Below are 13,995 nucleotides of genomic sequence, written 5' to 3' on the forward strand. Positions count from 1 at the left end.
TATTTCCTCGTCCACCGTAGGTGTTGAGACGGGGAGGGCGGTCCGGCGCTGTGCTGATCGCCCGCCGTGACGGTGCGGGTTCACGCGTTATGGTGGAGGCATGGGTCTTCGGGCGAGCATGGCCATGTGGGCCGGCAACCAAGCGGCGCGGCGCACCGCACCAGCCGTGGCGGCCCGTGGTGCGCAGCACTTTGTTGACAAGGCTATCGATGGCTTCACCGGTTTCCCCGGTGCTCGCGAGGTAGCACGCAAGTATCTCGAACGCCGGCGCGACGTCGACCGAGCTATCCGCGACGTCATCGAGCAGCATGTGCGGCTGGCGGGTGTGCAGGGATTCGTGACCAACGTCGGCGGCGTCGTCACCATGCCGGTGGCGATCCCGGCCAACATCGCCGGTGTCGCCGTCCTCCACCTGCGGATGGCGGCAGCCATCGCCCATCTGCGCGGATACGACATCGCCGACCCCAGGGTGCGCACCGCGGCGCTGATGACGTTGCTCGGCAAAGACGGCGCCGAGCCCATCATCCGAGAGAAACACCTGCCGTCGTCGCCCCACGAGGTAGCGGTCGGGCGGGCCGACATCGAACCCGCCACGGTAGAACGGGTCGCGGCCCGCGTTGCGCAGGAGCTCGCCGCCCGGATCGGCGGCAAACACGCCACTCTTATGCTCGCCAAGCGGGTGCCGCTGCTGGGTGGGGCGGTCAGCGCGGGGGTCGACGCGGTGTCGACATGGTCCGTGGCGCGTTATGCCCGCAGCCAGTTTCCTACCCACGTCATGGTCGAGCGCGCCTGAGGTCAGGTGGCCGTTGCCGGTACGCTCGCGCAGCGCCGCTCGCGGGGTGGTTAATCGGTTGGCGTGGGCGAGGCGGGTCCCTATCGTGGTTTTGTGAACGAGTCTTCGTTGCTGCCGATGGCGGTCCGTGCCGGAGCGCCGAGCGAACTACCTGAGCTTCCCACCGACGCCGGCCTCACCTGGCGTCCGCTGGCACCCGACGATGTGCCGGCCTGGCACGCGTTGGCGGTCATTGTCGAAGATCACGACGACGCCATCGAGCGATCGTCGGCGGAAGAATTCGCTGAGTTGTTCAAGGGTGATTGGCGAGACGCCACCCGGGACACCGTCGGCGGCTTCGCCGCGAACGGGGAGCTGCGCGCCTACGCCCGGGCAGAGTTGAACCCGGTCACCGAGGGCACGCTGACTCCCACCCTCTTCGGCGCCGTCCACCCCGATATCCGCCGACGCGGTATTGGGCGGGCGCTGGCCACGTGGGCCATCGCCCGCGCCCGGCAACAACTGGCCGCGACCGACTCCACTTTGCCGGCCCGAATCCGTATCTTCGCCGACGAACACCAGGCGGGCGCACGTGTGGTGGCTGAGCAGGCCGGGTTCACCGCTGTCCGCTGGTACGTCTGTATGCGTCGTTCGCTGTCGACGGAACTCCCGGACGTCCAGCTGGCACCGGAGATCCGCATCGAGCCTTACAGCGCGGAGCGTGACGACGAGGTCCGGATCACGCACAACGAGTCGTTCGCCGTTGACCACTGGGGCTCCAACCCCATCGACGCCCAGGCCTGGGCGCTGACGGTGATCGAGAGCGCCGGCTTCCGCGCCGACTGGAGCTTCATAGCCGTCGACACCACCACCAACCACGTGGTCGGCTACACCATCGCTGGCGCCTATGAACAAGACTGGAAGCCGCAGGGTTTTACCGAAGGTTGGACCGACCTACTGGGTGTGCGGCGTGAGTACCGCGGCCGCGGTATAGCCGCCGCCCTGCTGCGTGCGTCGATGCGGGCCTATGCCGCTTCGGGTATCGAGTACGCCGGTCTCGACGTCGATACGGAGAACCCCACCGGGGCCTTGGGGTTGTATACCCGGCTCGGCTACGTGCCGGACCGCGGCAGTGTGTTGTACGCCAAAGACGTGTGACGGGCCGATGTCGGCCTGATTTCCGGGTGGACTGACCCCTGCCACGAGTGGTCTGCGTTGACTATTCTGGTGGGTGGGGAGTTGCCGATGAGGACGATCTCGGACCTGATGCGGGCGCTGCGGGTGTGGTGGCCCGCAGGTCAACCTGAGCCCGGTCCGGACCCCTTCGAGACGCTGGCGGTTCAGTATCGGCTGGCCATCGTCGCCGCCGAGATCCGCACGCTGGAACACGACATGCGGGGCTGGGCCCGGGGCCATCACTTGATCGCCGCGACGGCCGCCTACGACCACCTGTTGTGTGACGCCGCCGAGATGTCCGGGCTTGCGGTCCCGGACACCGAGGGCCCGGTACGCCGGCTGATCCTGGAAGCCGAGTTGCGGGAACGTGGCTGGTCCTGGTGAGTGTGTGTTGCGCCCTCAACATCAGTGACCAGGGCGTCGCGCTTACTCGTCATCAGCTGACCGGCACGGCCGGTGTCTCCAGCTCCAGCAGCATCCGCTTGCGCTCGATACCGCCGCCGTAGCCGGTCAGCGCCCCTGACGCGCCGATCACCCGGTGGCACGGGACCACGATGGAGATCGGGTTGCGTCCGTTGGCCAGACCCACTGCCCGGTACGCGGTGGGATGGCCGATCTGTTCGGCGATCTCGCGGTAGCTTCGGACTTCGCCGTAAGGGATGCTCGTCAGGGCCGCCCACACCCGTTGCTGGAACGGGGTCCCCGTCGGGTTGAGGGGGAGGTCGAACTCCCTGAGCTGGCCGGCGAAGTAGTGCTCGAGTTGTTCCTCAGCGGCGCCGAACGGCTCGTCGGACCGGATCCAGCCTGGCCCGATGTCGTGCGGGCCGTGCCGGCGCTCCTCCATGTACAGGCCGGTGAGGCCGGCGTCGTCGGCGGTGAGAAGCAGTGGGCCGACGGGGCTGTCGAGTTCGGTCCAGAAGGTGCGGGACATCATCGTTCTCCTGAGTTGTCAGAATCGGGTAGATGGGCCGCGGCGGCCCAAATGTGCATGAGGGCGTAGGAACGCCAGGGGCGCCAACGCTCGGCAAGCCGGGCGGCGGCGCGTTCGTCGGCGGGCAGACCGAGGCGGCGCAGGCCATGTTGCACGCCGAGGTCGGAGGGAAGGAAGACGTCAGGGTCACTGAGCGCCCGCAGGCGCACGTAGCTGGCGGTCCACGGGCCGATGCCAGGGATGGCGAGGAGCTGTTCTTCGGCTTCGGTGCGGTCGACGCCGGGGTCGAGCCGGACACGGCCGTCGGCCAGTCGGCTGCTCAGCTCGTGCAGGGTGTGCTGGCGGCGGCGGGGCATCGGGAAGGTCGACGGATCGGCGGCGGCCAGCTCGGACGGGGCGGGGAAGGTGTGCGTGACCTGGCCCACCGGCGCGTCGAGGGGTTTGCCGTAGGCCGTGACCAGCCGCCCGGCGACGGTCCGTGCGGCAGCTACCGAGACCTGCTGGCCGATGATGGCGCGGGCGGCGAGTTCAGCACCGTCAGCGGCGCCCGGGGTGCGCCGGCCTGGTACCTGCTCGACGAGGGGCCGTAGGGCGGCGTCGGCCGAGAGGGTCTCGTCGACGGTGCGCGGGTCGGCGTCGAGATCGAAGATCCGCCGGCAGCGTGCGACGGCGGCGGTGAGGTCTCGGGGATCGGCGAGGTGCAACACCGCGTGCACCCACCGTGGCTGAGGAGTCAGCTCGACGATTCCGGCGCCGTGTGGAAGCACCAGGCTACGCCGGTAGGTGCGGCCGGATACCTCCTCGACGCCGGGAACGGCACGCATAGCCAGGAAGTCGAGGACACCGTTGGTGTCGGCTGGTTCGCGGAACGCGAGCCGGAGTTCGATGGTTCCGGTGGCTCCGCTGCCACCTTCACGGGTTCGGGTCGCGCGCTCACGCCGTCGGGAAGCCCGCTCGCGCAGCTGGGTGGGGGTGAGTGCGTAGATCTCGCGTATGGTGTCGTTGAACTGGCGGATACTGGCGAATCCGGCCGCGAAGGCGATCTCGGTGACCGCCAGGTCAGTCGTCTCCAGCAGTGTCCGTGCGCTGTGTGCCCGTTGTGAGCGGGCCAGCCTCAAAGGCCCGGCGCCGACCTCTTCGGTGAGGGTGCGGTGGAGTTGGCGTTGGCTGTACCCCAGTACGGTGGCGAGTCCGGCAACGCCATCACGGTCCACGACACCATCGGCGATCATCCGCATGGCGCGTGCAGTGACGTCGGCGCGGACGTTCCACTCCGGAGAGCCTGGGGTGGTGTCGGGCCGGCAGCGCCGGCAGGCGCGGAACCCGGCCGATTGGGCTTCGGCCGCCGAGCGATAGAAACGTACGTTTGCCCGCTTGGGTGTCATGGCGGGGCAGCTGGGCCGGCAGTAGATGCCGGTGGAGGTGACCCCAAGGTAGAAGATGCCGTCGAACCTGGCATCACGTCCTTGCACCGCGCGGTAGTAAACGTCGTCGTCGAGCATGTGTCCAGTGTGCGCGCGGTGAGGCGTCGGATACTAGCGGATATCAGACACGGTCGTGTGGTGGCTCCATCCGGTGGATCGTGTCGGGGATCCGGTCACCAAGGCGACCGGATCCCCGACTTGATCACGGGGGTCGTGGGGGGACGGCGTCAGAGATCGCGGAAGGTCTCGATGGTGGCGCCCAACAAGGACAGGCGGGCTGCGAGGTCCTCGTAGCCGCGGTTGATCACGTAGACGTTGCGCAGCACGGACGTGCCCTTCGCCGCCAGCATGGCCAGCAGTACCACCACGGCCGGGCGCAGCGCTGGCGGGCAGATGATCTCCGTCCCCGACCAGTGGGTGGGGCCCTCGACCAGTACGCGGTGTGGATCGAGCAGGGTGACGTTTCCGCCGAGTCTGGTGAGTTCGGTCAGGTAGATGGCTCGATTCTCGTACACCCAGTCGTGGATCAACGTGGAGCCGGACGCACTCGCCGCGATCAGGGCGAAGAACGGGAGGTTGTCGATGTTCAACCCCGGGAACGGCATCGGATGGATCTTGTCCAATGGTGCTTTGAGCACCGACGGGCGGACGGTGATGTCCACGAGCCGGGTCTCGCCGTTGCCGGCCCGGTACTCCGAACTCAGATCGAGATCAAGGCCCATCTCTTCCAGCAGCGCAAGCTCGATCTCGAGAAACTCGACCGGAGCCCTCGCCACGGTGATCTCAGACGACGTCACGATCGCCGCCGACAGGAGGCTCATCGCCTCGATGGGGTCTTCGGACGGCGCGTAATCGACATCGCAGTCGATGTCCTCGACGCCGCGGACGGTCAGCGTGGTGGTGCCAATGCCGTCGATCTCGACGCCAAGCCTGGTCAGGAAGTAGCAGAGATCTTGGACCATGTAGTTGGAGCTGGCGTTGCGGATGACCGTCTCACCCTTGTTGCGGGCCGCTGCCATGAGCGCGTTCTCGGTGACGGTATCGCCGCGCTCGATTAGGACGATGGGTCGGTCCGGCCGGACCGAACGGTCGACGTGGGCGTGGTAGAAGCCGCCGGTGGCTTTGAGTTCGAGCCCGAACCGGCGCAGCGCCGCCATGTGTGGGTGCACCGTCCGGGTGCCCAGGCTGCATCCACCGGCGTACGGAAGCCGAAACTCGGCTTCGCGGTGCAGTAGTGGCCCGAGGAACATGATGATGCTGCGAGTACGGCGGGCCGCAGCGACATCCATGCTGTCCAGGTCGAGCCGATCCGGAGGGATGATCTCCAGGTCGCGTCGATCGTCGAGCCACCGGGTCTTGATCCCGATGCTCTCCATGACTTCGATGATCCGGTTGACCTCTTCGATGCGAGCGATGCCGCGCAGCACCGTGCGGCCTTTGTTGAGGAGGCTGGCGCAGAGCAGCGCCACGCTGGCGTTCTTGCTGGTTTTGACCTCGATATTGCCGGTGAGCTGGCGCCCACCGGTGACTCTGAGATGGGTGGGCCCGGGCTGGCCGAGCGAGACCAGCTCGCTGTCCAGCGCCTCGCCGATGCGGGCGATCATCTCAAGGCTGAGGTTCTGGTGTCCACGTTCTATACGGTTGACGGCGCTCTGGCTCGTTCCGAGTTGCTCCGCCAGCTGGTGCTGGGTCCAGCCCCGATGGAGCCGGGAGTCGCGGATCAACGAGCCGATGCGACCGCGGTAGTCGTCTGCCACGAGCCGAGACCCTATCTCATATATGAGTTACCACTACACATTGATCACTGGCGAGTCGTGGTACGCAGGCTCTGAGTCCACGGCGAAGGCCGTGTTCCGACGGCACAGTGGGGAGTTGTGTGCAAGAATCTCCATGCTGATGATCTTGATGAGAGTCGATCTCGGCTGATTTGTCGGCGTGTGGCGCCCGGTTCGGGTGGGATATGCGGGTACCGTGTGCCGCATGGCCTCCGTCCGTCACCGCCGTCGCCTGACCGCCGTCCGTGCCCTGGCTGTGCTTACGCCAGTGCTGACCGTCGTGGGCGCGCTGGTGGCGTTCCTACTCGGCGGAGACTGGCCGCTGCTCGCGGCTTCCATCGGTGTGGCGGCGTCGATCATTTTGGGGACGTTGGCGTTCCGCCTCGATCGGCGACTACGCGTCGAGATCGCGACGGTCCGCGCGGACCAGGCGGCGGAGTATGCCGACGAGCACGGGCGTTACGCCGACGAGCACCGCGAGTTCACCAACCACATGGTAGGACTCCTCGATGTCGCAGGTGAGCGCATCGATTCGATGCGTGGCCAGCTCAACCGGCTGGAGGTGGAGATCGCCTACTCGCGCAGCACGCGGCCTGGGGCCTCGACGCCCAGTACCGAGCTCGCCCAGCTAGCCGAGGGTGCGGAGTGGAACGACCTCTGGCCAGACCTGTCTGACGCGCCGACCGTCGTCGATCTCGTGGCGTGGGACGAGAAGAACCGTACGTTGCTGCCGGAGGCCACGGCCGAATCGACCGCGGCACTCGACGAACCCGAGGAGCGCACTGCTTAGGCAGCCGCTCAGAGCGACGGCTTAGGTCCGGCGCGGAGGTTTCACGCGCTGCAGTAAGGCTCCTTGTTGCTGCCCTGGCGACAGCAAGCTTCCTCGTGGCGACGCCGGTGCTGCAGTAAGCTTCCTTGTTGCTGCCCTGGCAACAGCAAGCTTCCTTATGCCGAGGCCGGTGCTGCAGTAAGCCTCCTTGTGGCCGCGGGTACTCGACCACCTCTGCGGGCGGCGGGGCGCGCGGTCAGGCGTCGCTGACCGTGACCAGGTCTACCTCGCTCGGTGGGATGGACCGGCTCTCGGCCTCCACCGATCGGCGCAGCGCCGCGTGGAGCGTGGACGGCGTGAGCACGCCGAGATAGCGATCGTCATGATCGAGCACGGCGATCCATCCTGCGTTCCACTGCAACATCTCCGCGAAAGCCACCTTGAGGCTGTCGTCGAGGGCCACCCAGGCTTCCATACGCCGCGCCTGATCACCCACCACGCCGTCGGCATCACACATCTCTCGTCCGATCCAGCCGGCCAGGCCCCCGGACTCGTCTTGCACCACGGCCCACCTGGAGGTGTTCATCGCTGTGGCTGCGGACCGCAACGAATCGCTGACCTTGACAAGCGGCGGATATTCAAGATCGGCTCTGGTCACGGGCGTCACCGACAGCCGTTTCAGGCCGCGGTCGAATCCGACGAAGTCGGAGACGAACGGCGTCGCCGGCGAGCCCAGGACAGCCGCCGGGGTATCGAACTGCTCGAGCCGCCCGCCCTGGGCGAAGACCGCGATGCGGTCGCCGAGCCGGACCGCCTCCTCGATGTCGTGTGTGACGAACAGAATCGTTTTGCGGACGTCTTCCTGTAGCCGGAGGAACTCATCCTGGAGCTGGGACCGCACCACCGGATCCACCGCGCTGAACGGCTCGTCCATGAGTAGTACGGGCGGGTCGGCAGCCAGCGCCCGGGCCACCCCCACGCGTTGCCGTTGGCCGCCGGACAGCTCATGTGGATACCTGCGAGCGTAGGTGTCGGGGTCTAGCCCGACCAGTGCTAGAAGTTCACGAGCCCGTTCCCTGCGACGGGCCTTCGGCCAGCCGCTCAGCTCCGGTACGACGGCGACGTTCTCGGCGATGGAGCGGTGGGGGAAGAGTCCGACGTTCTGGATGACGTAGCCGATGCCGCGCCGTAGCCGCACGTGGTCGGCGTGGGTGACGTCGGTGCCGTCGACGAAGATCCGTCCGCCGCTGGGTTCGACGAGCCGGTTGACCATCTTCATGGTGGTGGTCTTCCCGCATCCGGACGGTCCGACGAGGACAACGAGTTCGCCGCGCTGCACGTCAAGGGTCAGCTCGTGAACCGCGACGGTGCCGTCGGGGTAGCGTTTAGAGACGCCGTCGAGACGGATCATCGGTTGTTCGGTACCGTCGTCAGCGTGGTGTCGTCCAGGGCCGTTCATACGGTAACCATCCCCGACAACTGCATGGTGCGCAACGACTGGGTCTGTCCCGAGTATGTCCAGACCCGGTCGGGAGAGATCACTGACGCCTTGCAGCAGCATGTGTGGATCACCGTCGTGGCGGTGGTTGTTGGTCTCGCCCTCTCGTTCGTGCTGGCCCTGTTGGCCAGGCGATACCGGCGGTTCGCAGCGCTGATCCTCGGTACGTCGACGGTGCTGTACACCGTGCCATCGCTGGCCATGTTCGGGCTGCTGCTGTCGGTGACCGGTCTCACGGCTACCACGGTGATCGTGGGATTGGTGTTGTATTCGCTGGTCATCCTGGTGCGTGGCATCATGACCGGGCTCGACGGAGTACCACCGGACGTCCGGGAAGCCGCTGTCGGGATGGGGTACGGGCCGGTCAGGATGTTGCTCCGCGTTGAGTTGCCGCTGGCGTTGCCTACCATCGTCGCCGCGCTCCGGGTGGCGACGGTGTCGACCATCGCGATGACCACCCTTGGGGTCATCGTCGGGCATGGCGGCCTCGGTGATCTGATCTTGCGCGGCCTGCGCAGCAACTTCCGCCCGGAGGTGTTGACCGCGTCGGTCCTGGTAGTAGTGCTCGCACTGCTGGCCGACTTGATTCTGGTGGCCGCGCTGCGGTTGGCCACTCCTTGGCGGCGGGGGGTGGCACGAGCGTGAACGATTTTCTCGACGCACTGCGGTGGTTGGGTGATTCCGCGCACTGGAGCGGGCCGGACGGCGTACCCACCCGGTTCGTTGAGCACATGTGGCTGACCAGCATTTCCCTGCTGATCGTCTGTGTGATCGCCATCCCCGTCGGGCTTTGGCTGGGCCATATCGGCCGCGGTGGAACGTTGGCGATCAACATCAGCAACGTCGGCCGGGCCGTGCCGACCTTCGCGGTGCTGGTGTTGCTCTTCATGACACCTTTGGGGTTGTCGGACTGGACGGTGATCATCGCTCTGGTCGTGTTCGGGCTGCCGCCGGTGCTGACGAATACGTATGTCGGCGTGCGTGAGGTCGACCGCGACGCCGTGGACGCGGCCCGAGGTATGGGCATGGACGCGATGCAGGTGATGCGTAAGGTCGAGCTGCCCCTTGCGGTGCCGTTGATCGTCAACGGCGTGCGGCTGGCGGCTGTGCAGATCGTGGCCACCGCCACAGTGGCCGCCCTGGTGGCCGGCGGCGGCCTGGGCCGGATCATCACCGCAGGTTTCGGCCGGGGCGATCGGCCGCAGATGATCGCCGGAGCCATCCTGGTCGCGGCACTCGCCCTGCTGGTGGAGGCGTTGATGGAGTGGTTGCAGCGGCGAGTCGACCCGCTGCGCCGGATTCGTCGTCGCCCATTAACGGCACGCTCCGCGGCGGTTTGAGCCTGACCTGCTGGTCGTCGTTGTGGTAGGCGAGAGCGGAAATCCCGCAAGAGCCGGCCGGAAACGGGATGACCCTGTCGGTGCCGAGTAGTTGACTGTACGTGTGCGGGCGCTGTGCCGCAGTGGCCGCCGGACACGCGTGACGGTTGAGGTCGTCACGGGACACAGAAGGCGAACACTAGACGAGAGGTTGGTACAACCACCATGAAACTGCGACGCACTACCACCGTGCTTGCCGCTGGCGCGATGGCCGCGTTGTTGCTCACCGCCTGTGGCGGTGACGATGGCGACACCGACGAGACGCCGGGGGCAGACCCAACTGCCGCGCCCGGTGATGACGACACCGGGGACACCGGCGGCTCGCCAGGTTCCTTAACCGTTGGCGGAGCCACCTTCACCGAGATGGCCATCATGCAGGAGATCTACCGGGCGCTGCTGGAGGACGCGGGCTACGACGTCAACATTCAGCAGGCGGACAACCGGGAGATCTACGCCGAGGCGCTGATCGGCGGCGAGATCGACATCGTCCCCGAGTATGCCGCCACCTTCGCCGAGTACCTCAATGTGCAGGAGAACGGTGCGCAGGCCGCCGAAGACGAGCCGATCGCCACCACCGATGCGGCCGAGACGGTGGAGGCGATGCGTCCGCTGGCCGAGTCCCGCGGCTTGGCGGTCCTCGAGGCCGCCGAGGCCGCCAGCCAGAACGGCTTCGCGGTGTCGGCCGAGTTCGCGTCCGAGCACGGGGTGCAGAGTCTGTCCGACCTCGCCGACGTGGGCCAGCCACTATCCTTCGCTACCACCGAGGAATGCCCCGACCGGCCGTTCTGCCAGCCGGGACTGGAAAATGTCTACGGGTTGGAGTTCAGTGAGCTGCTGCCCCTTGGCTTCGGCAGTCCGCAGACCAAACAGGCGGTCGCCGATGGCACGGCCGAGCTTGGCCTCGTCGGAACCACCGACGGCACTCTCGAAGGTCTAGGTCTCGTGCTGCTCGATGACGATCAGAACCTCCAGTTGGCGGACAACCTCGTACCGGTGGTGAACGAGGCAACGGCGGCCGACCAGACCGTCGTCGACACCCTCAATCAGCTTGCCGGGGTGCTCACGACGGAAGATCTGGCCCTGCTCAATGCCCGAGTGGATGCTGAGCGGCTGCTGGCCGAAGACGTCGCGAGGGACTACCTCGAGGAGAAGGGTCTACTCTGAACCCCCTCGACGTACTCGACTGGCGGCGCCAGGTAGCGGCGCTGTATGCCGAGGTCCGGGCTGCCGCAGAGCCGGCTGTGGGGCATGACACGTGGCGACGCCGGCGGGACGAGCTGTTCCGCCGGCACCCCGCCTCCCCGGTCCCCGCGGAACAGCGGGCCTCCTTCGGTGGCCTCCATTACGAGCCATACCGCCCGGACATGAGATTCGAGGCTCCGGTCGACACCGATGTGGAACCACAACGGTTCGAGGTGCCCACTGGTACTGATGGCTTGGTTCCGTTCTCCCTGGTCGGGCGGGTTCACCTGCCGGTGGGCCGGTTGGACGTGTGGTGGCTGGAGTCCTATGGCGGAGGTGTGTTCGTCCCGATCAAAGACGCCTCAGCGGGCTCCTCCACGTATGGCGGTGGCCGATACCTCCTCGACACCGTGAAGGGTGCTGATCTGGGTGGCCATCCGGACGATGGGCTGGTTATCGATCTCAACTTCGCGTACAACCCGTCGTGTGCCTATGACGCCGCGTGGGCGTGTCCACTGGCGCCGCCAGGCAACACCGTGCAGGTCGCCATCGGTGCGGGCGAGCTCGCGCCAGGCTGGTCATCCTCCGGGGTAACCAATCTGGCAGCGGGGAACGCCGGCCCGGGTTGAGCAATCGGCGGCGCGGACGCGGTAGCCTCGCGCTCGTGGAGCAGCTGTTCGTGCCACCGGGAGAGAGTTGGCAGCCGGTGTCACGCAAACTCGTCACCGTCCGGTTCATCGTGCTGGCCAGCACACTGGTGCTCGTCGTGCCCGCCCTCGCCATCGGCTTGTGGTTCGTCATGGGTGGCTGGGCGCTGGTTATCGCGTTGGGTGTCCTTGTGACGTCGGTGGCGTGGGCCGGTTGGCTCATCCCGCGTATCTGGCGATCATGGGGGTACTCGGAGCGGCAGGACGATCTTCTCGTCACCCACGGGGTGATGTTTCGCAAGCTGACCGTGGTCCCCTATGGGCGGATGCAGTTCGTCGACGTCAACTCCGGGCCGTTGGATCGCAAGTTCGGACTGGCCACCGTCCAACTGCACACAGCCTCGCCGGCCACGGACGCTCGGATACCCGGACTCCCCGCGGACGAGGCGGCCCGGCTGCGGGACCGGCTCTCGGCGCTGGGGGAGGCCAAGGCGGCAGGTCTGTGAGTCAGACGGTGAACGACGAGACGGCGGAGCGGCGAACCTCCACACCCGAGCATTTCAAGCGGTTACATCCGCTGACGCCGCTGCTTCGCGGCTGGGCGTATCTGGCCGGTGTGATCGTCATCATGGGCCAGAACGCGCTGCGTGATCCTGGTCCGGTCGGGCTGTACCTGGGGTTGGGGCTAGGCTTCGCGGTTCTAGCCACCATCGCCGGTGCGGTGTCGTGGTGGTTCACCCGGTATGGGTTCGATGGTGACGCCCTCCGGATCGACTCCGGGGTGTTGATGCGCCGCTCTCGTCGGGTCCGCATGGACCGGCTGCAGGCGGTGGACGTCAATCGTCCGCTCGTCGGGCGGCTGCTCGGCGTGTCGGAGCTTCGGATGGAAGTGGCCGGCGGTGGGAAGTCCGAGGCGCCGCTGCGATACCTGTCCGGTGACGACGCCGTGCGATTGCGCGCCGAGTTGCTGGCTCGGGCAGCCGGCATCGACGCGGACACGCCGGAGGCGCCCGAGCGAGTTGTCCATCAGGTCAACCTTGACCGGCTGGCGTGGTCCACGGTGCTGTCCGGCGGGTTCGTCTTCGGGGTGCTACTCCTGCTGCTCGTGGCGGGGGCGATGGTGGTGGTGCCCGGTCCCGCCCGCATCGGCATCCTGACCTCCATGTTGCCGGGGCTCCTGGCGGCCGGCTACGTGGTGTGGACTCAGCTGGGCCGCAACTTCGGTTTCGTCCTGGCGGAGTCACCCGACGGTTTCCGCATCCGCAAGGGACTACTCGACACCCAGCATCAAACGGTGCCACCCGGCCGGGTGCAGGGGGTGCTGATCCGCGAGCCGCTGCTTTGGCGGCTCCGCGGCTGGGCTGAGGTGCACGTCGATGTCGCCGGCTACGCGAGCAACACCTCGAGTGATGCCACCAACCGGACGTCCACGCTACTTCCGGTGGCGCCGCGTGAGGATGCCATGACCATCACCCGCCAGGTGGTCCAGGCCGACCCCGTGGCGGTGGTGCTGCACTCGGCGCCGAAGACGGCTCGGTGGTTTCGGCCGATCCAGTGGCGCCGGCTCGCCTACGGAACCGACGACCGTGTCGTCGTTGTTCGCGACGGCCGATTCACCCGTCGGCTGACGGTTGTTCCACATGCGAAGACGCAGAGTGTGCGGGTGACGCAGGGGCCCCTCCAGCGGGCGCTGAACCTGGCCACCATCCATGTGGACACCACTCCTGGGCCGGTCAACGCGATCATCCGGCACCGGCGCCCGGACGATGCCCGCCGGTTCGCGGAGGAGCAGGCGGAGCGGGCCCGGCTGGCCCGCAAGACCGATGTGCCGGAACAATGGATGGCTGCGCATCTGCAGGACGTTGTTGAAGGTGACCACGACGGTGACGCTCCACCGAGCGCATCGAACGAGTGAGGGGCTGGGCCTCGTCGGTTCAGCCACTCAGGCCGAAAGGAAACGACGTGTTCCGCACCATGATGAAAGGCAAGATCCACCGGGCTACCGTGACCCAGGCGGACCTGCACTATGTCGGATCGGTGACGGTGGACGAGGAATTGCTCGACGCCGCGGATCTGATCTCCGGTGAGCAGGTCGATATCGTCGATATCACCAACGGTGCGAGGCTGACCACGTATGTGATCCCCGGTGAACGTGGCTCCGGTGTCATCGGGATCAACGGTGCTGCTGCACGTCTGGTGCAACCCGGGGACCTCGTCATCCTCATCGGGTATGGGCTGTTCGACGACGCCGAGGCGCGGACGATGAACCCGCGCGTTGTACACGTCGATGAGTTCAACCAGATCGCCGCGCTCGGCTCCGACGCCGCTGAGCCGGTTCCGGGGGCCGCGGGGCAGTTGAGCGGCGCCGTGACGCGATCGTGAGGTGAGGTGGGCCGGTCCCGGAGTGACTGGCGCGGTCGGCACCCGCGATCGGCCTAACAC

15 protein-coding genes are annotated in these 13,995 nt (G+C 67.0%); 11 read left to right on the forward strand and 4 right to left on the reverse strand.

Annotated features, from left to right (window positions below; translation table 11 throughout):
- The first annotated feature begins 100 nt into the window (after window positions 1–100).
- From G8760_RS03775 to G8760_RS03785, 3 genes are all read left to right on the forward strand, one after another.
- Window positions 101–793, forward strand: coding sequence for an EcsC family protein (locus tag G8760_RS03775; RefSeq protein ID WP_166346752.1), 693 nt, complete (start codon window positions 101–103; stop codon window positions 791–793).
- A 93-nt stretch (window positions 794–886) separates the two neighbouring features.
- A complete protein-coding gene (locus tag G8760_RS03780; protein WP_166346755.1) occupies window positions 887–1,930 on the forward strand; it encodes a GNAT family N-acetyltransferase in 1,044 nt (347 codons plus the stop codon).
- Window positions 1,931–2,017: 87 nt separating this feature from the next.
- Window positions 2,018–2,332 carry a hypothetical protein gene (locus G8760_RS03785; protein ID WP_166346758.1) on the forward strand — a complete coding sequence of 105 codons (315 nt, stop codon included), beginning with the start codon at window positions 2,018–2,020 and terminating at the stop codon, window positions 2,330–2,332.
- 52 nt (window positions 2,333–2,384) lie between these two features.
- Here G8760_RS03785 and G8760_RS03790 read toward each other — a convergent pair whose 3' ends face one another.
- From G8760_RS03790 to G8760_RS03800, 3 genes are all read right to left on the reverse strand, one after another.
- On the reverse strand, window positions 2,385–2,879 hold the full coding sequence (locus tag G8760_RS03790) for a methylated-DNA--[protein]-cysteine S-methyltransferase (protein ID WP_166346761.1): 495 nt from the start codon (window positions 2,877–2,879) through the stop codon (window positions 2,385–2,387).
- Complete coding sequence (locus G8760_RS03795) at window positions 2,879–4,381, reverse strand: DNA-3-methyladenine glycosylase 2 family protein (RefSeq protein WP_166346764.1); 1,503 nt, start codon at window positions 4,379–4,381, stop codon at window positions 2,879–2,881. Before G8760_RS03795 ends, G8760_RS03790 begins: the two co-directional genes overlap by 1 nt.
- A 149-nt stretch (window positions 4,382–4,530) precedes the next feature.
- Complete coding sequence (locus G8760_RS03800) at window positions 4,531–6,060, reverse strand: UDP-N-acetylglucosamine 1-carboxyvinyltransferase (RefSeq protein WP_166346767.1); 1,530 nt, start codon at window positions 6,058–6,060, stop codon at window positions 4,531–4,533.
- A gap of 223 nt (window positions 6,061–6,283) precedes the next feature.
- Here G8760_RS03800 and G8760_RS03805 point away from each other — a divergent pair, with 223 nt between their 5' ends.
- Entirely contained in the window at window positions 6,284–6,868 is a 585-nt protein-coding gene (locus G8760_RS03805) for a hypothetical protein (RefSeq protein ID WP_166346770.1), read from the forward strand.
- A 235-nt stretch (window positions 6,869–7,103) separates the two neighbouring features.
- On the opposite strand, the gene G8760_RS03810 is transcribed toward G8760_RS03805, so the two are convergent.
- Complete coding sequence (locus tag G8760_RS03810) at window positions 7,104–8,258, reverse strand: ABC transporter ATP-binding protein (RefSeq protein ID WP_166346773.1); 1,155 nt, start codon at window positions 8,256–8,258, stop codon at window positions 7,104–7,106.
- 72 nt (window positions 8,259–8,330) lie between these two features.
- Between G8760_RS03810 and G8760_RS03815 the strand changes: the two genes are divergently transcribed.
- From G8760_RS03815 to panD, 7 genes are all read left to right on the forward strand, one after another.
- Window positions 8,331–8,990 carry an ABC transporter permease subunit gene (locus tag G8760_RS03815; RefSeq protein ID WP_166348063.1) on the forward strand — a complete coding sequence of 220 codons (660 nt, stop codon included), beginning with the start codon at window positions 8,331–8,333 and terminating at the stop codon, window positions 8,988–8,990.
- Window positions 8,987–9,685 carry an ABC transporter permease gene (locus tag G8760_RS03820; protein WP_207781987.1) on the forward strand — a complete coding sequence of 233 codons (699 nt, stop codon included), beginning with the start codon at window positions 8,987–8,989 and terminating at the stop codon, window positions 9,683–9,685. Before G8760_RS03815 ends, G8760_RS03820 begins: the two co-directional genes overlap by 4 nt.
- Before the next feature lie 204 nt (window positions 9,686–9,889).
- The gene (locus G8760_RS03825) at window positions 9,890–10,888 is read left to right on the forward strand and encodes an ABC transporter substrate-binding protein (protein ID WP_166346776.1); all 999 of its coding nucleotides are present in this window, start codon (window positions 9,890–9,892) and stop codon (window positions 10,886–10,888) included.
- A gap of 77 nt (window positions 10,889–10,965) precedes the next feature.
- Complete coding sequence (locus G8760_RS03830) at window positions 10,966–11,535, forward strand: DUF1684 domain-containing protein (protein WP_281355128.1); 570 nt, start codon at window positions 10,966–10,968, stop codon at window positions 11,533–11,535.
- A gap of 35 nt (window positions 11,536–11,570) precedes the next feature.
- On the forward strand, window positions 11,571–12,059 hold the full coding sequence (locus G8760_RS03835) for a PH domain-containing protein (RefSeq protein ID WP_207781989.1): 489 nt from the start codon (window positions 11,571–11,573) through the stop codon (window positions 12,057–12,059).
- Window positions 12,056–13,468 (forward strand): PH domain-containing protein, encoded by a 1,413-nt coding sequence (locus tag G8760_RS03840; RefSeq protein WP_166346779.1) that lies wholly within the window; start codon window positions 12,056–12,058, stop codon window positions 13,466–13,468. Before G8760_RS03835 ends, G8760_RS03840 begins: the two co-directional genes overlap by 4 nt.
- 47 nt (window positions 13,469–13,515) lie before the next feature.
- On the forward strand, window positions 13,516–13,935 hold the full coding sequence (gene panD / locus G8760_RS03845) for an aspartate 1-decarboxylase (RefSeq protein ID WP_166346782.1): 420 nt from the start codon (window positions 13,516–13,518) through the stop codon (window positions 13,933–13,935).
- Window positions 13,936–13,995: the final 60 nt, after the last annotated feature.

It is taken from the genome of Phytoactinopolyspora limicola, from assembly GCF_011320225.1.
In the GTDB taxonomy this organism is placed as follows: Bacteria; Actinomycetota; Actinomycetes; order Jiangellales; family Jiangellaceae; genus Phytoactinopolyspora; species Phytoactinopolyspora limicola.

Coding starts and splice junctions, on each gene's coding strand:
- G8760_RS03775 (WP_166346752.1), top strand. CDS start 101: ATGGGTCTTCGGGCGAGCATGGCCATGTGGGCCGGCAACCAAGCGGCG.
- G8760_RS03785 (WP_166346758.1), top strand. CDS start 2,018: ATGAGGACGATCTCGGACCTGATGCGGGCGCTGCGGGTGTGGTGGCCC.
- G8760_RS03790 (WP_166346761.1), bottom strand. CDS start 2,879: ATGTCCCGCACCTTCTGGACCGAACTCGACAGCCCCGTCGGCCCACTG.
- G8760_RS03795 (WP_166346764.1), bottom strand. CDS start 4,381: ATGCTCGACGACGACGTTTACTACCGCGCGGTGCAAGGACGTGATGCC.
- G8760_RS03805 (WP_166346770.1), top strand. CDS start 6,284: ATGGCCTCCGTCCGTCACCGCCGTCGCCTGACCGCCGTCCGTGCCCTG.
- G8760_RS03810 (WP_166346773.1), bottom strand. CDS start 8,258: ATGATCCGTCTCGACGGCGTCTCTAAACGCTACCCCGACGGCACCGTC.
- G8760_RS03815 (WP_166348063.1), top strand. CDS start 8,331: ATGGTGCGCAACGACTGGGTCTGTCCCGAGTATGTCCAGACCCGGTCG.
- G8760_RS03825 (WP_166346776.1), top strand. CDS start 9,890: ATGAAACTGCGACGCACTACCACCGTGCTTGCCGCTGGCGCGATGGCC.